The 16,258-nt window shown below is 34.5% G+C and carries 15 protein-coding genes; 4 read left to right on the top strand and 11 right to left on the bottom strand.

Annotation, left to right across the window (positions count from 1 at the left end):
* Positions 1-22 precede the first annotated feature (22 nt).
* The 8 genes from JOD96_RS11150 to mraZ form a co-directional block, all read right to left on the bottom strand.
* Entirely contained in the window at positions 23-1,342 is a 1,320-nt protein-coding gene (locus JOD96_RS11150; protein WP_209564339.1) for an FtsW/RodA/SpoVE family cell cycle protein, read from the bottom strand.
* A gap of 78 nt (positions 1,343-1,420) precedes the next feature.
* The gene (murD, locus tag JOD96_RS11155) at positions 1,421-2,752 is read right to left on the bottom strand and encodes a UDP-N-acetylmuramoyl-L-alanine--D-glutamate ligase (protein WP_209564373.1); all 1,332 of its coding nucleotides are present in this window, start codon (positions 2,750-2,752) and stop codon (positions 1,421-1,423) included.
* A gap of 3 nt (positions 2,753-2,755) precedes the next feature.
* Positions 2,756-3,985, bottom strand: a complete 1,230-nt coding sequence (gene mraY / locus JOD96_RS11160) for a phospho-N-acetylmuramoyl-pentapeptide-transferase (RefSeq protein WP_209564340.1) — start codon at positions 3,983-3,985, stop codon at positions 2,756-2,758.
* A 79-nt stretch (positions 3,986-4,064) separates the two neighbouring features.
* Positions 4,065-5,528, bottom strand: coding sequence for a UDP-N-acetylmuramoyl-L-alanyl-D-glutamate--2,6-diaminopimelate ligase (locus JOD96_RS11165; protein ID WP_209564341.1), 1,464 nt, complete (start codon positions 5,526-5,528; stop codon positions 4,065-4,067).
* The gene (locus JOD96_RS11170; RefSeq protein WP_209564342.1) at positions 5,525-7,534 is read right to left on the bottom strand and encodes a penicillin-binding protein; all 2,010 of its coding nucleotides are present in this window, start codon (positions 7,532-7,534) and stop codon (positions 5,525-5,527) included. Before JOD96_RS11170 ends, JOD96_RS11165 begins: the two co-directional genes overlap by 4 nt.
* Complete coding sequence (locus tag JOD96_RS11175) at positions 7,525-7,872, bottom strand: FtsL-like putative cell division protein (RefSeq protein WP_209564343.1); 348 nt, start codon at positions 7,870-7,872, stop codon at positions 7,525-7,527. Before JOD96_RS11175 ends, JOD96_RS11170 begins: the two co-directional genes overlap by 10 nt.
* Positions 7,873-7,887: 15 nt before the next feature.
* On the bottom strand, positions 7,888-8,796 hold the full coding sequence (rsmH, locus tag JOD96_RS11180) for a 16S rRNA (cytosine(1402)-N(4))-methyltransferase RsmH (protein WP_209564344.1): 909 nt from the start codon (positions 8,794-8,796) through the stop codon (positions 7,888-7,890).
* Complete coding sequence (gene mraZ / locus JOD96_RS11185) at positions 8,771-9,244, bottom strand: division/cell wall cluster transcriptional repressor MraZ (RefSeq protein ID WP_116752524.1); 474 nt, start codon at positions 9,242-9,244, stop codon at positions 8,771-8,773. Before mraZ ends, rsmH begins: the two co-directional genes overlap by 26 nt.
* Before the next feature lie 378 nt (positions 9,245-9,622).
* On the opposite strand from mraZ, the gene JOD96_RS11190 reads away from it, so the two are divergent.
* Both JOD96_RS11190 and yihA read left to right on the top strand, forming a co-directional pair.
* On the top strand, positions 9,623-10,387 hold the full coding sequence (locus tag JOD96_RS11190) for an alpha/beta fold hydrolase (protein ID WP_209564345.1): 765 nt from the start codon (positions 9,623-9,625) through the stop codon (positions 10,385-10,387).
* A 41-nt stretch (positions 10,388-10,428) separates the two neighbouring features.
* On the top strand, positions 10,429-11,049 hold the full coding sequence (gene yihA, locus JOD96_RS11195) for a ribosome biogenesis GTP-binding protein YihA/YsxC (protein ID WP_209564346.1): 621 nt from the start codon (positions 10,429-10,431) through the stop codon (positions 11,047-11,049).
* 128 nt (positions 11,050-11,177) lie between these two features.
* Here yihA and gldC read toward each other — a convergent pair whose 3' ends face one another.
* Positions 11,178-11,513 (bottom strand): gliding motility protein GldC, encoded by a 336-nt coding sequence (gldC, locus tag JOD96_RS11200; protein ID WP_209564347.1) that lies wholly within the window; start codon positions 11,511-11,513, stop codon positions 11,178-11,180.
* The gene (gene gldB, locus JOD96_RS11205) at positions 11,513-12,469 is read right to left on the bottom strand and encodes a gliding motility lipoprotein GldB (protein WP_209564348.1); all 957 of its coding nucleotides are present in this window, start codon (positions 12,467-12,469) and stop codon (positions 11,513-11,515) included. Before gldB ends, gldC begins: the two co-directional genes overlap by 1 nt.
* Before the next feature lie 100 nt (positions 12,470-12,569).
* Between gldB and nadE the strand changes: the two genes are divergently transcribed.
* Both nadE and JOD96_RS11215 read left to right on the top strand, forming a co-directional pair.
* On the top strand, positions 12,570-13,376 hold the full coding sequence (gene nadE / locus JOD96_RS11210; protein ID WP_209564349.1) for an NAD(+) synthase: 807 nt from the start codon (positions 12,570-12,572) through the stop codon (positions 13,374-13,376).
* A gap of 92 nt (positions 13,377-13,468) precedes the next feature.
* On the top strand, positions 13,469-14,098 hold the full coding sequence (locus tag JOD96_RS11215) for a response regulator transcription factor (RefSeq protein ID WP_116752529.1): 630 nt from the start codon (positions 13,469-13,471) through the stop codon (positions 14,096-14,098).
* 87 nt (positions 14,099-14,185) lie between these two features.
* Here the strand turns inward: JOD96_RS11215 and dnaG are convergent, their stop codons facing one another.
* On the bottom strand, positions 14,186-16,252 hold the full coding sequence (dnaG, locus tag JOD96_RS11220) for a DNA primase (RefSeq protein ID WP_209564350.1): 2,067 nt from the start codon (positions 16,250-16,252) through the stop codon (positions 14,186-14,188).
* Positions 16,253-16,258 lie beyond the last annotated feature (6 nt).

A 16,258-nucleotide genomic window follows, 5' to 3' on the forward strand; every position in this document is an offset into this window, starting at 1 on the left:
TTCCTTTTTTTCTTTAAAAATCTTATTTATTTAAAACTGCATTCATCGGATTTCTTGAATTGTCTTCGATGGAATACATTGGTTCGCCTTGATAGATTTCTTCTCTTTCATCAACAGGCAAATCTTCTTCTGCCAGTTCTTTATCTATTAATCTCTGAAGTGCTTCTTTTCTTCTTTCCTTTTCCTGTAGTTCTTCTACGATTTCCTCTTCTTTTTTAGTCACACTAATGATAATTCCAAGAGAAAAACATGTCATCCAGATCGAACTACCTCCACTACTTATCAGCGGAAGCGTTTGCCCTGTTACGGGTAATAATTCTACTGCAACCGCCATATTGATCATCGCCTGAAATATCATCGGAAAACCAAGACCAACGACGACTAATTTTCCAAATAAGGTATTTGCTTTATGCGAAGCAATCACAAATCGGAACAAAAGCAATAAATACAACAGTAAGATTGAAACTCCTCCCACTAAACCGTATTCTTCAACAACAATGGCATAAATAAAATCGGATGATGATTGTGGCAAAAAGTTTTTCTGAACGCTTTTTCCCGGGCCTAAGCCTCCTAATCTACCTGATGCTATTGCAATTTTTGCCTTTTCTATCTGGTAATCATCTTCATCGGGCTTATCTGTTGTAAAATTCGTAATACGACTTTCCCAGGTTGATACCCTGCTGAAGAATCCTGATTCGGGAAATGCTTTGGCAACCAATAAAAAGAAAGCCAGCATTGCAATTCCTGAACCAATTATAAAACCTATATATTTTAATGGATATTTACCAATAAATGTCAACATCATAACCATTGAAAAAATCAACGCTGTTGTCGAAAAGTTAGCCGGTAAAATAAGCACTAACGTAATAAAAACCGGAATCCAAAGCTGTATAAATGAGGTTTGAAACGGTTCATTTTCTTCTTTGGTTTTAGACAAATAACGAGCAACATATATAAATAATACAATTGATGCCAAAGTTGATGTCTGAAATGTAATCCCGATAAAAGGCACCTGAATCCAACGACTTGCATTTGCTCCGGCAATTACGGTTCCTTTTAATAATGTGTAAAGCAACAAGATCCAGACTACAGGCAATGCAATTTTAGAAATTGCCCTGAAATAATGATATGGTACTTTATGAACCCAATAAATAATCAAAAATCCAATACAAATGTGCGCCAGGTGTTTTACCAAATAGCCTAATGTATTTCCTGTACCGTGACCGATATAAGCCAAATTACTACTCGCACTAAAAACAGGCATAAACGAAAACAGTGCCAATAAAGCCACAAATGACCATATCACTCTATCTCCTTTTAATTTATTTACTAACTCCTTCATTGCTTTTAGTTTCAGGTTTCTTTTGTTTCAGGTTTCAAGTTCCGCCTAACGTGAAACTTGAAACTTGAAACTATTTTTCTACAAGTTGTGTACCGCTTGCTTAAACTGCTTTCCTCTGTCTTCGTAATTTTCGAATAAATCGAAACTTGCACACGCTGGAGACAATAAAACGGCATCGCCTTTTTCAGTTAAACGTTGTGCTGTTTTTACAGCGTCGTTCATATTGTTTACTTCAACCATAATGTCAACAACATTTCCAAAAGCCTCTATAATTTTTCTGTTATCGATACCTAAACAGATGATTGCTTTTACTTTTTCTCGAACCAATGACATTAATTCGTTGTAATCATTTCCTTTGTCAACACCCCCAACTATCCAAACTGTTGGAACGTTCATACTGTCTAAAGCAAAGAATGTAGCATTTACATTTGTTGCTTTTGAGTCGTTGATGTATTGTACATTCTGAATCTTTAATACTTTTTCTAAACGGTGCTCAACACCTTGAAAATTAGATAAACTTTCGCGAATTGTTGCATTTCTGATTTGCATCAACTTTGCTACGGAGCTTGCTGCCATTGCGTTTTTCATATTATGTTTTCCTTCTAACGCAATGTATTCTGTTTCCATTGTAAACTCTTCTTGGTTGATCTTTATTTCCATTTTGTTGTTATTTATAGAAGCTCCTTCGTCAAAACTCTTTGTCAGTGAAAAAGGAATTAATTTTGCTTTTGTTTTATTATTTTTTAGCCATTCTGTACTCGCTTCATCATCGGCGTCATAAATCAGGTAATCGCTTTCGGTCTGATTCATTGTTATTCTAAACTTTGAATCGATATAGTTTTGATATTTATACTCGTATCGGTCTAAATGATCGGGACTAATATTGGTTATTATCGCAATATCGGGTCTGTATTCTACAATTCCGTCGAGCTGAAAACTACTTAATTCCAGAACGTAAGCATCGTATTTATTTTCGGCTACCTGCCAGGCAAAACTTTTTCCGATATTTCCGCCCAGACCAACATTCAATCCTGCTGATTTCAGTAAATGATGCGTTAACATTGTTGTTGTGGTTTTACCATTGCTTCCGGTAATTCCAATTGTTAAGGCTTCAGTGTAAGGTTTTGCAAACTCTATTTCTGAAATCACTTTAATTCCTGCGGCAAAAAGTTTTTTTACTATCGGAGATTTCTCCGGAATTCCAGGACTTTTCATGACGACATCGGCATTCAAAATCAACTCTTCGGTATGTTGCTCCTCTTCCCAGGCTATTCCATTAATTATAAGAACCTCTTTATAACTTTCTTTTATTTTTCCAAAATCAGACACAAAAACTTCATATCCTTTTTTCTTTCCCAGGATCGCGGTTCCAACACCACTTTCTCCTCCTCCTAAAATTACCAATCTCATCATCTATCTTAGTTTTAATGTAACGATTGATAATATGGCTAACATGATGGCAACAATCCAGAATCGGGTAACAATTTTGCTTTCATGATAGCCCTTTTTCTGATAATGATGATGCAAAGGCGACATCAGGAAAATTCTTCTTCCTTCGCCAAAACGTCTTTTTGTATATTTAAAATAAGCCACCTGAATAATTACAGAAGCACTCTCTGCAAGGAAAATTCCGCAGAACAAAACAATTAAGATTTCTTTACGGACTGCAATTGCCAAAACAGCAATGATTCCGCCAATCGTCAAGCTTCCTGTGTCTCCCATAAAAACAGAGGCAGGAAAAGAATTATACCATAGAAATCCAATCAGAGCTCCTGTAAAAGCAGATATAAAAACTGTCATCTCTCCCGAATTGGGGATGTACATAATGTTTAGATAATTTGAAAAAATAATATTACCCGAAACAAATGTAAAAATACCGAGTGCGAGAACAGATATCGCCGACGTTCCTGCGGCGAGTCCGTCAATTCCGTCAGTTAAATTTGCTCCGTTTGAAACTGCTGTAATGATAAAAATAACAACTGGAATAAAAATCAGCCACGCCCATTTTTCGTATCCTTCTCCCATAAAGGACAGAATTTCGGCGTAATCAAATTCATTATTTTTTACAAACGGAATTGTTGTCGCTGTTGACTTTTCTTCAACCGGAGCCGGTAAAACTACAGTTGAGCTTACATTTTTATAAATATCCGTTCTTCCAGTATCTGTTCTTACTGTTACAGCCGGATTAAAATATAAAACAGCTCCAACAATAATCCCAAGACCCACCTGTCCTATAACTTTAAAAATTCCTTTAAGGCCTTGCTTATCTTTTTTGAATATTTTAATATAATCATCAACAAAACCAATTGTACCCATCCAAAGAGTGGTTACTATAAGCAATACTATGTAAATATTATGCAAACGGGCAAATAACAAAACCGGCACAAGTGTCGCAAAAATGATAATAAGACCTCCCATGGTAGGAGTTCCTGCTTTCTCATTCTGACCTGCAAGACCCAGCTCACGAACAGTTTCGCCTACTTGCTGTTTACGCAAAAAGTTGATAACTCTTTTTCCGTAAATCGTTGACAAAAGCAGTGAAAGCATAAATGCCAAAGCCGATCTAAAGGTGATATACTGAAAAACTCCCGTTCCGCTTATATCCAAAGTTTTGTCAAAATATTCAAATAAATAGTATAGCATATTTTTCTATTTTTTAAATTCCAATTTTGAAATTCCAAATTCCAATCATCTCGTGGTATTTGAATTTAAAAATTCGTTGTTATTTATTTAGTTGGTCTAAAATTTCTTTTACAGTTTCCATATCATCAAAATGATGACGAACGCCACTTATTTCCTGATAGGTTTCGTGTCCTTTTCCGGCAATCAGAATAATATCTTTTGGCTGGGCCAATTGACAAGCGGTTTTAATTGCTTGTTTTCTGTCGGTAATTCTTAATACTTTTTTATAATTATGGCCTTCTACCCCTTTTTCCATTTCATCAAGAATTACTTCAGGATTTTCATTTCTTGGATTGTCTGAAGTCAAAATTGCTTTATCACTAAGATCTGTAGCAATTTTTGCCATAATAGGTCTTTTCGTTTTATCCCTGTTTCCTCCGCAACCAACAACTGTTATCAATTGTTCGTTTTTTGTACGGATATCATTAATCGTTTTTATAACATTGTCTAATGCATCGGGTGTGTGTGCATAATCTACAATTGCTGTAATGTTTCCTTCTGAAACAATATATTGAAAACGGCCTGAAACGCTTTCTAAATCAGACAACAAACGCAACGCCTCAAGCTTATCCATTCCTAACTCTACAGCGGTCCCGTAAATGGCCAAAACATTGTATGCATTAAAAGTTCCGATCAGTTTTACCCAAACCTCATTGTCGTTTACTTTTAACAATAATCCTGATAACTGGCTTTCTAAAATCTGAGCTTTAAAATCAGCATACGATTTTAAGGCATAGGTAAACTTTCTGGCCACTGTATTTTGTAACATAACAGTTCCGTTTTTATCGTCAATATTGGATAAAGCGAAAGCTGTTTTTGGCAACGAATCAAAAAACGATTTTTTTACATCTCTATACTCTGCAAAAGTTGGATGGTAATCTAAATGATCGTGAGAAAGATTGGTGAAAATCCCCCCCACAAAATGCAAAGCTTCCGTACGTTTCTGATGAATACCGTGTGAACTTACTTCCATAAAGCAGTGCGTTACACCTGCTTCTATCATTTCATCTAAATAATAATTAATTGTAATTGAATCCGGAGTTGTATGTGTTGCATTATACTCTGTCTGATCTACCATGATTTTTACAGTTGACAATAAACCAACTTTAAATCCTGCTTTTTCGAACAATTGAAACAATAAAGAAGCAATAGTTGTTTTGCCATTTGTACCTGTAACACCAACTAATTTTAATTTTTCAGAAGGATTACCGAAAAAATTAGCCGCCATGTAAGCCAACGCAGAATTAGTATCGTTAACTTTTATGTACGTAATTCCTTTTTCAATATTCGTTGGTAATTCGTCGCAAATAATAGCAATAGCACCAAGCTGAATTGCTTTTTCAATAAAATCATGACCATTAGAAAGCGATCCGCGAATGGCTACAAAAACATCATCATGCTCAATTTTTCTTGAATCAAATTCAAGTTTATGAATAGCAATATCTGTTGAACCTGTTACAGATTCAATAGCTACTTTGTATAATATGTCTTTCAGTATTTTCACGATAATTCTAATACTATTGTTGTGTTTTTACTAATATTTTCTCCAGCTTGCAAAGACTGTTTTTTTACTTTTCCTACTCCATTTACTTTTACCTTCAAACCTAAATTTTCCAGCAAAGCGATGGCATCCATTCCCGGCATTCCTTTTAAATTAGGAATTCGTTTTGTTTTTCTTTCCGCTTTAGCGTAATATTCATTATAACTCTTTTCTTGTTTCGGAACTTTTGAATCCAGTTTTTTTATTTTATTAGTTGAAGGTGCATCTGTAAAAATCTTTTGAGCAATTCTTTTAAAAACCGGGCCGGCAACATCTGCTCCGTAATAATTATTCTTTGCTGTATTTGGCTTATGAACTACTACAATACAAGAATATTTTGGATGATCTGCCGGAAAATATCCAACGAAAGAAGATGCATAATACATTGCTGATTTTCCTTCTTTTCCGCCATAATTCACCTGAGCGGTTCCTGTTTTTCCTGCCATCGAAAAATCTTTCGAATACAGTTTAGAACCCGTTCCTTTTTTAACCACATTAAGCAATACTGCTTTCAGCTTTTTTATTGTTTCCTGCGAACATACTTTTGGATTAATTACTTCTGTATCAAACTTTTTGATGGTTTTATTCCATTCTTTTATCTCTGATACAAATTGGGGTTTTACCATTACCCCATTATTAGCAACTGAATTGTAAAAAGCCAGTGTCTGCATTGGTGTTACCGAAACATTATATCCAAAAGCCATCCATGGAAGTGAAATTCCTGACCAGCTTTTATCTCCGGGATGTGGAATAATTGGCCTTCCTTCTCCTTTAAAATGCAATCCTAATGTTTTATCCAGTCCAAAATTCTTAATATGATTTACAAATTTTGAAGGGTTATTTTTGTAATTATTATAAACTGCCTGAACCATCACTGTATTTGACGAAAGCTCAAATCCGCGGGCTAATGAAACTTTTCCATAACCGCCTTTGTGCGAATCATTAACGGGGCGTCCATAATATCTGATTTGACCCCCGTGGCTATCGTAAACTGTACTGGTATCTGCTACTTTATCTTCTAAAATTGCCATTAAGTCAACTAATTTAAAAGTCGATCCGGGTTCCTGAGATTCTGCTATAGCGTAATTTGTTGTTTCATAATACGATCCATCTTCTGCTCTTCCTAGATTCGAAATCGCTTTTACATGACCTGTTTCAGTTTCCATAACCACCACACAACCATGATCCGCTTCATAATCTTCCAATTGTTTCAACAGTGCGTGATGTGCTATATCCTGAATAAAAACATCAATTGTCGAGATTACATCATAACCGTCGACAGGATCAACTTCGTTTAAATCACGAATTGGTTTCCATTGCCCTTTTGCAATTTTTTGCTTTAGAATTTTCCCATCTTTTCCGTTCAGATAACTTTTAAAAGCCCATTCGATTCCTTTCCCAACTTCAACACCTGTTGCCGGATCGATTCGGTCGTAACCTATCGTTCTTTCTGCGATTTTTCCGATCGGATGTTTTCTAACAGTTTCTTGTTCAACTATAATCCCACCTTTGAAAGCGCCTAAATTGAATAATGGAAAACCTTTAATTTTTACATAATCGGTATAACTCAAATTGCGGGCAATCAAATAATATCGATTTTTATTGGCTCTTGCTTTTCTTAGTTCCTGCTCGTAAAAACCTCCCGGTCTATCCAAAATGGTAGCCAATGAGTCTGACAATGCTCTTACGTATTTCTCAAAAGTCTCTTCTTTTGGTGCTTTGGAATCAAATCTAATTTCATAATTAGGAATTGATGTTGCCAGCAAACTTCCATCGGCCGAATAAATATTTCCTTTGTTTGCCGGAATCACAAAATTCCTAACAGTACGCTGTTTTGCCAGTTTTCTGTAATAATCTCCTTCTACCCATTGAATATTGGTCAATTTAACAACAATAGCAATTGCCATCACGAAGATGAAAACTGCTACGAGGTAAATTCTGTAGGATATATGTTTATCGTCTACTGCCATATTCTTTGAAAGAAACTTTTTTCTTCTTCTTTTTTAACTTCTATTTTTACTGGAGGAACCGTCGATGGAAAAATCTGTTTTTCAAGCATTTTATCCGAAATCGTTGATTCCATTTTTAATTTCATTAATTCTGAACGTCGGTCTACAAACTCAGATCGCAATTCTTTTACTTCATTGTTTAGTTTTGCAATTTCAAAAACCTTTTGTTCGTATCGCTGTGTATTGGCAATCATTATTATGGCAAGCAAAATGAGAAAAACAATAAATCGCCAGTTTTTTACTGCGTCATCGTTAATTAGAAACCTTGCTTTTAATATGCTAAATACTCCGCCTTTCATTTTTCTACCTTAATATTATATCTTCTCTGCAATTCTTAATTTTGCACTTCTTGCTCTATTATTAATTTTTATTTCAGCATCATCAGGAACAATCAGTTTTCCGATAGTTTTAAACGGAACAGAAAAATTTCCGTAAAAATCTCTTTCTGGTTCACCTTCAAACATTCCGTTTTTAATAAATCTTTTTACCAATCTGTCTTCCAGAGAGTGATAAGAGATCACTGAAAATCTTCCACCCGGATTTAGAATTTCTAATGACTGCTCAATAAATTCTTTTAAAACATCCATTTCCTGATTTACCTCAATTCGAATCGCCTGATAAATCTGGGCCAATATTTTATTTTTAACCCTTTCCGGTAAATATTTTGCCAAAACTTCTTTTAATTCATCTGTCGTCTTGATTGGAAAATCTTTTCTTGCCTCAACAATTGTTCTTGCCAATACCGGTGCGTTTTTCAATTCTCCATAATCAGAAAAAACACGACGTAAATCCTGTTCTTCATATTCATTGACAACCCTGTAAGCATTCAAATCATTTTTCTGACTCATTCGCATATCCAGTTCGGCATCAAACCTTGTTGAGAAACCTCGTTCAGGAACATCAAACTGATGTGATGAAACGCCTAAATCTGCCAAAATCCCATCAACACTTTTTACACCATGAAAGCGTAAAAATCTTTTTATGAATCTAAAATTTTCATTAATTAAGGTAAATCTTTCGTCTGGCAATGCATTTGCAAGCGCATCTTCATCCTGATCAAAAGCAAATAATTTTCCGTTTGGCCCTAATCTTTTAAGAATTTCTTTTGAATGACCTCCACCGCCAAACGTAACATCAACATACACTCCATCGGGTTTAATATTTAAACCATCAACTGTAGGATGAAGCAAAACCGGATTATGATATTCCATTGTCGTCGTCATTAATATTTCCCATTACCTCTTCGGCAAGATCTGCAAAATCCATATCTTCGCCGCTTATTGATTTTTCATATAAATCCTTATCCCAAATCTCCACTATATTAACCGCTGATGAAAAAACAACATCTTTAGAAATATTAGAAAAAGCCACCAAATCCTTCGGAACCAGTAATCTTCCCAATGCGTCAATTTCTACCATTTTAACTCCAGCAGTAAATCTTCTTATAAAATCATTGTTCTTTTTTACAAAACGATTCAGCTTATTGATTTTCTGCATCATTAAATTCCATTCATCCATAGGATATAACTCCAGACAAGGTTGAAAAACAGAGCGCTTCAAAACGAATCCGTCCTGAAGAGAAGAAGCCAATTGCTTTTTTAAAGGTGCAGGCATCATTAGCCTTCCTTTAGCATCGACTTTACACTCATATGTTCCTACAATTGTGTTCAAGAAATACTTTACTATAGTTATACAGCAAAAATATAAAAAAAAATACCACATTTTACCACTTTATACCACTTTGTTAATAAGTTTAACCACTTTTACCCCAAATCCATTAATTATTAGACAATCAATACTTTAGATATAAATTATTCTAACTGAAGTATTATTTGTGAATTGCAAAAAATTGATAGCCATTCTCTTAAAAAACTAATTATTATTCAATTTTTTTAACATATCGAAACTTTACCAAATTACCCCCCTAAATGCTGATACATAAAGACTTATTAGTTCGACAAAAATTATCTAGTTAAAAAAGGCTGGCAAAAATTCATTTTTATTTTTTTAACCCTATATTTGTCCAAATTGAAATTGGCATTAAACTAGATGGACAAAAACTACAAAAAAGAAGGCAAATACAGCTACTATGAAGCTGGTGAAGGAACCCCTATTGTTATTTTACATGGATTAATGGGAGGCCTAAGTAACTTTGATGGTGTAGCGCAATATTTCCCTACGAAGGGATACAAAGTTGTAATTCCGGATTTGCCAATCTACACACAAAGCATTTTAAAAACGAACGTGAAAAGCTTTGCCAAATATGTTAAAGACTTCATCAATTTTAAAGGTTTTGAAAAGGTTATTTTACTAGGGAATTCGCTAGGCGGGCATATCGCGCTTTATCATACAAAACTATATCCAGAAAAAGTAGCAGGACTTGTAATTACCGGAAGCTCTGGTCTTTACGAAAGCGCTATGGGAGACAGTTACCCACGACGAGGCGACTATGAATACATCAAAAAGAAGGCTGAAGATGTATTTTACGACCCAAAAATTGCAACACCTGAACTGATAGATGAAGTGTATGCAACTGCAAATGACCGAATTAAATTAATTAAAACTTTGACAATTGCCAAGAGTGCAATTCGCCATAATATGGCCAAAGATTTGCCAAAGATGACAGTTGAAACCTGTATTATCTGGGGCAAAAATGACTCTGTAACACCACCCAATGTAGCAGAAGAATTTGATAAATTATTACCAAACTCTACTTTATACTGGATTGATAAATGTGGACACGCAGCTATGATGGAACATCCTGATGAATTTAATGAAATTCTTGAGAAATGGCTTACTGACCAGAAATTATAGCATCTAACTTTCGATTCAAGGAGGTTTTAAAATAAAAGAACATGAAAATCAATACCGCCGAATTTATTATCAGTAATTCTGATGCTGCAAAATGCCCGGCTGAGTTTCTGCCGGAGTATGCATTTATAGGCCGATCAAATGTTGGTAAATCATCTTTGATCAATATGATTACCAATCATAAAAATTTAGCAAAAACATCTGGAAGACCAGGAAAAACGCAATTAATAAATCACTTTAAAATCAATGGAAATTGGTTTTTAGTTGATTTACCTGGTTATGGCTATGCTAAAGTATCAAAAAAAACAAAATCTGTTTTTCAGCAATTTATTACCGATTATTTTGAAAACAGAGAACAGCTTGTATGCGCTTTTGTTTTAATTGACATACGTCATGAGGCCCAAAAAATCGACATTGAATTTATGTCTTATATGGGAGAAAGCGAAATTCCGTTTTGTATAATTTTTACAAAAGCAGACAAAATCAGTAAAGTAAAAGTTGACTCTCATATTGCAGCTTACAAAAAACAAATGTATGCAAACAACTGGGCAGAAATGCCACATTATTTTGTAACCTCATCTACAGAATCAATTGGAAAGGAAGAATTGCTTTCTTATATTGATGATGTAAATCAGGAAGTATTTAAGAATAATAGTCAATTCTAAAATTCCAAAATTTAAATCCCAAATTCCAATAAAAGGAATAATCAAATAGAAAATCCCAAATTCCAATTTATAAGTTGGGATTTGGGATTTTTTTTAACTGGAATTTCAATTACAAGATTGGAATTTTATTATTTCGTCAAATCCAGTTTCTCGGCAAAATAATCACAGAAATCTTTCATTGTATCGGCCATTTTTTCGTCATCGGTAGCACGCTTAAAAGTATCCGACATTGCTACTAATGTCTGGTGAAAGAAAATTTTCATTTCATCAACAGGCATATCTTTTGTCCAAAGGTCAATTCGCATCGTTTCCTTAGCTTTGCTGTCCCAAATAGACAACATGATTGCTTTTGCTTCTTCTCTTTGTACTCCACCATCCTGAGCGCTCCAGGTTAGTTTTTCAGGAACACGGTTTTCGTCTAATTCTATATTGAATTTAATTTCTGAGTTTATTGTATTTGACATTATTTCTTAGGTTTATATTTTGACTTTTCGAAAATTTCTTTTGCATTTGTTTTTAATAATTCTGGCAATGCCGCTTTATTGTTTTTCATATAAGAGCGAACCATTTGCCAGCCAATCCAGGCTCCGACTCTTCCTGGTGAATCATTATCGATCTCAAGAAAGAATTTTGAAAATGGGGCTGGCGCAATAAATCGTGTATTTAACTTTGGATCATCACTGTACAGAACTTCATTTTCTATAAAATAACGCCACATATAGCTTTCATTTTCTTCACACCATTTTATTTGTTCCGGTGTATAACCCATTTTTTCAGCATCTGTATATTCAGGTAAGAGCAAATCTTTTGCATACAATTGTTTTCCTTCAAAAATCATCTGGGCCAATAAAGTTCTGTCCGGAGAAACAGGAATTTTTCTGAAAGCAAAACTGGAAACCACATCCGGCATGATTTGTCTTTCTTCAAAATTCTGTTTTAAATAGTTTGGAAACTGGTAAAATTTGTGTTCTTTTCCTAAATATAATTCTAATGAAACTATAACTAAACTATCTGCATAAATAGCTTTGGCAGTATAATCCATTTCAGAAATTATCGTAATTACTTTAGGCGTTTTAACTTCCGGAAAATAATATTTGACATGTTTGAACAAGTTATTAAACTCTTCTCTGACCGGTTCGAAATTCGAATATTTTTTTTCAACCTCCGTATAAACTTCTCTCCAAAGTGGATCCTGCATTTTATTCAGCCAAATGCTGTCATCATTTCCAGCAGGGAAAAAGAATGGATATTGTCTTTTTATCTTCGCTAAATCTTCTGGTTTGGTTTCAAAAAATATTTTATCAAAACGCTCGACTTTAATATCAACAGGAATTTCTTCAACTTCTTTTTCTACTTTACTTTTTTGATCACAGGACAAAAAAAACAGACACAGAAGGATTACAAAGCGATATATTTTCATTTTATTTTAATTAGATTTGTGTTGCTGGATTTTAAGTATGATTGATACTTAAAAATAATTCTGCAAATATACATTGCTGTATCTTAAAACGCGACCTATTATGACTAAAAAAAGCACAATTCAAACAGAAAAAGTAAACGCCCATATTGTAGAGTGGTTGAAAAATTACGCTAACAATGCAAAAGTAAACGGATTTGTAATCGGAATTTCCGGCGGAGTTGATTCTGCTGTTACTTCTACATTATGTGCTCAGACAGGCTTAAAAGTTTTATGTGTAGAAATGCCAATTCATCAGGCTCCCAACCAGGTTTTGAGAGGGCGTGAGCATATTGATCAATTAAAAAAACGTTTCCCAAATGTTTCGAGTGTAGAAACGGATTTAACTGCAACTTTTGAAGCTTTTAAAAATGCTGTGCCAAAAACCGATGATGAAGCGAAAGTAAATTTGTCTTTAGCAAATACACGTGCACGCATCAGAATGACGTCTCTTTATTATTTAGCAGGAATTCACGGACTTTTAGTTGCCGGAACCGGAAACAAAGTAGAAGATTTTGGTGTCGGTTTTTATACAAAATATGGTGACGGTGGAGTCGATTTAAGTCCAATTGCCGATTTAATGAAGTCAGATGTATACGCTTTAGGTGAATTTTTAACAATTCCGCAATCAATTTTGACTGCTGCACCCACAGATGGTCTTTTTGGAGACAATCGCACCGATGAAGACCAATTAGGAGCAAGTTACGATGAACTCGAGTGGGCGATGCTCGCCGCCGAGTCAGGAAAGACGCCAGCTGACTTCATTGGGAGAGAAAAATCTGTCTTTGAAATCTATAAACGACTAAACACCAACAACAAGCATAAAATGGATGCAATTCCTGTTTGTTTGATACCAAAAACGTTAAAATAAAATCTTTTAACATTTGTGGCCTATTAATTACAGAATTTATTTATTAATTTTACCGTTCCAAAAAACATGAACAATTCTAAAAAGGTAAAATTATGATTAAAGTATGTCTAGCAGACAATCATCCTGTTACACACTTTGGTGTAAAGTCTTATTTCAAAGACCACGATCAAATTTCAATTGTTGCCAATGTAGGCAATTTTTCAATGGTAAGAGATATTCTTCAGACGAAGGAGATCGACATCCTAATTCTTGATTTAGAGTTAGAAGGTCTTTCGAGCATCTTTGAGGTGAAATCTATCCTGAAAAATTTCCCTAAGACAAAAATTGTTATTTTTAGTGATCTTGCGGAGCAGATGTATGCTCCAAATGCGATTAAGGCGGGAGTTTCCGGGTATGTACACAAAACAGAAAAACTAGAAACACTAGGACATTCTATTATTAAAGTACACGAAGGTAAAATTATTATCAACGAAACTGTTCGTAAAAACATGGCTCTTATTGCGAAGCAAAGCAAAAGCGAACGTCTTTACCGAAAACTTTCGAATCGTGAAATTGAAGTTTTACGTTACTTAAGTGATGGTAAGAAAAACAATGAAATCTCTAAAATCTTGAACCTGAACGAAAAAACGATCAGTACTTACAAACTAAGATTATTGACAAAATTAAATGTTACTAATCTTGTTGACTTAGTAAATAAAGCTAAGACTTTAGAAATTATTTAATGCCTATCGAGCGGCTTTTCTAAAGTCATCGAAAAAACAAGTAAAAGCTCTATAATTCTATTTAGATTTATAGAGCTTTTCTCTTTATTAATGATAAGGAACTACTACTCTTCCCAGTTTTTTAGAAAAATTATTAAGCAGTTTAGAATAATCAATTACCATAGACAAAACTTCAGTATTATCTTCTTGTGGTTCTGTAAGCAGGGAATTCTTTAAATCTGAAATTAATTTTGACACTAAAAACCAACGTAAAGAAAAAATAGTATCTGAAACATTTTGTTCAATAGTAACATTTTTATGCTTCGGAAAAATGTTCTGGCCTTCCCAATTGTGAATGACTACTTTTTCATCTTCCATTAAAATATTGGTAACTTCCTGAGCAAATTCAGGCTGCAAATGCATCAGATATTTATCTAAGCTAAAGGTTTCATTCTGATTATAAAAGTCAATTACATTTTTGTAAATGTTCTGAAACAATTCATTAGAAAGCTCTACTTCGTCTTCCTGAAGACTTAAGTACACTTTTTCATAAACTTTATATTGCCTTTTTTCAGTTACTTCTTTTAAATTTCCTTCTTCATCAGCCTTAAAAAAAACATCTTCAAAATTTTCTGTTACGCTGCCGTAAAGGAGCAAAATCTCAATAATTTTTCGTTCAAAACCATATAAAATATCTACTTTTTCTGCAGATGCTTCCTGATAATATCCAGGCTCTCCCGGATAATCGTCTGGTGGTCCTGTTCTTGGATCTTCGGGATCTCCTCCGGAAAACCCGGTGTTTTTTGAATTTTGATTTCTAACTACCTCAAAAGGTTTGTGCTCCTGTTTTTGTTTTTTATTAGCTTCTGCAATATCTTTCTGAATCAACTGCGCCAATGTACTTACCAAAACCTGCTCAGAAATTTCCATAATTCTGGCACATTCCTGAATGTATACCTCGCGTTGAATACGATCTGGTATTTTAGAAATACTAGTGACCATATCACGAATTAAATCGGCTTTTTTGATTGGATCATTTTTAGCTTCGCCCATCAGGATAGAAGCTTTAAACTGTATAAAGTCTTTGCTGTTTTCTTCTAAATAATTAACTAATGCATCATGCGAATTTTTACGGGCAAAACTATCAGGGTCTTCTCCATCGGGAAAAGAACAAACCCTAACATTCATCCCTTCTTCAAGAATCAAATCGATTCCGCGGATTGAAGCTCGCAAACCTGCAGCATCTCCATCAAAAAGAACGGTTATATTTCTTGTAAGTCGATTTATTAAACGAATCTGATCCGGCGTTAAGGCTGTACCTGAAGAAGCAACGACATTTTCAATTCCGGCCTGATGAAACTGAATTACGTCTGTATAACCTTCAACTAAATAACAATTGTTTTGTTTGGCTATTGACTGCTTGGCATGATAAATTCCGTAAAGTACTTTACTTTTATGGTAAATTTCACTTTCTGGCGAATTCAGATATTTGGCTGCTTTTTTATCATTGGTTAAGATACGCCCTCCAAAACCTAAGACGCGTCCTGACATGCTTTGGATTGGAAACATTACACGTCCTTTAAAACGATCAAACGGGCGGTCTTCTCTGGCGATTGTTAAACCAGTGCTTTCCAAAAACTCTAATTTATATCCTTTCCCAAGTGCTTCTTTCGTCAAAGCGTCCCAGGTTTCAGGAGAATATCCTAAATTAAATTTTTTGATGGTTTCATTGGTAAACCCTCTTTCCTTAAAATAAGAATATCCAATTGCTTTTCCTTCTTCACTATTCAGAAGAACATCCTGAAAATATTTGGCTGCAAATTCAGAAACCAAATACATACTTTCACGAACATCGGTAATTGCTTTTTCCTGTTCTGACTGTTCTGTTTCCTCAATTTCGATATTATATTTTCTGGCCAAGTACCGAATGGCTTCCGGATACGTAAACTGCGAATGTTCCATCAGGAATTTTACTGAATTCCCTCCTTTTCCGGTACTAAAGTCTTTCCAGATTCCTTTTGCGGGCGAAACCATAAAAGACGGTGAACGCTCATCTGAGAACGGACTCAAACCTTTAAAATTACTTCCTGCTCGTTTTAAATTAACAAAATCACCGATCACCTCCTCTACACGGGCAGTTTCAAAAACAGTGTCAATGGTATTTTGTGATATCAAAATGTA

Origin of the sequence: Flavobacterium sp. 1355 (assembly GCF_017833415.1) — a bacterium.
Taxonomy (GTDB): Bacteria; Bacteroidota; Bacteroidia; order Flavobacteriales; family Flavobacteriaceae; genus Flavobacterium.

Excerpts from the sequence above, each read along its gene's own strand:
- JOD96_RS11150 (WP_209564339.1), bottom strand. The coding sequence starts at position 1,342 with ATGAAGGAGTTAGTAAATAAATTAAAAGGAGATAGAGTGATATGGTCA.
- murD (WP_209564373.1), bottom strand. The coding sequence starts at position 2,752 with ATGAGATTGGTAATTTTAGGAGGAGGAGAAAGTGGTGTTGGAACCGCG.
- mraY (WP_209564340.1), bottom strand. The coding sequence starts at position 3,985 with ATGCTATACTATTTATTTGAATATTTTGACAAAACTTTGGATATAAGC.
- JOD96_RS11170 (WP_209564342.1), bottom strand. The coding sequence starts at position 7,534 with ATGGCAGTAGACGATAAACATATATCCTACAGAATTTACCTCGTAGCA.
- JOD96_RS11175 (WP_209564343.1), bottom strand. The coding sequence starts at position 7,872 with ATGAAAGGCGGAGTATTTAGCATATTAAAAGCAAGGTTTCTAATTAAC.
- rsmH (WP_209564344.1), bottom strand. The coding sequence starts at position 8,796 with ATGACGACGACAATGGAATATCATAATCCGGTTTTGCTTCATCCTACA.
- JOD96_RS11190 (WP_209564345.1), top strand. The coding sequence starts at position 9,623 with ATGGACAAAAACTACAAAAAAGAAGGCAAATACAGCTACTATGAAGCT.
- yihA (WP_209564346.1), top strand. The coding sequence starts at position 10,429 with ATGAAAATCAATACCGCCGAATTTATTATCAGTAATTCTGATGCTGCA.
- gldC (WP_209564347.1), bottom strand. The coding sequence starts at position 11,513 with ATGTCAAATACAATAAACTCAGAAATTAAATTCAATATAGAATTAGAC.
- gldB (WP_209564348.1), bottom strand. The coding sequence starts at position 12,469 with ATGAAAATATATCGCTTTGTAATCCTTCTGTGTCTGTTTTTTTTGTCC.
- nadE (WP_209564349.1), top strand. The coding sequence starts at position 12,570 with ATGACTAAAAAAAGCACAATTCAAACAGAAAAAGTAAACGCCCATATT.
- JOD96_RS11215 (WP_116752529.1), top strand. The coding sequence starts at position 13,469 with ATGATTAAAGTATGTCTAGCAGACAATCATCCTGTTACACACTTTGGT.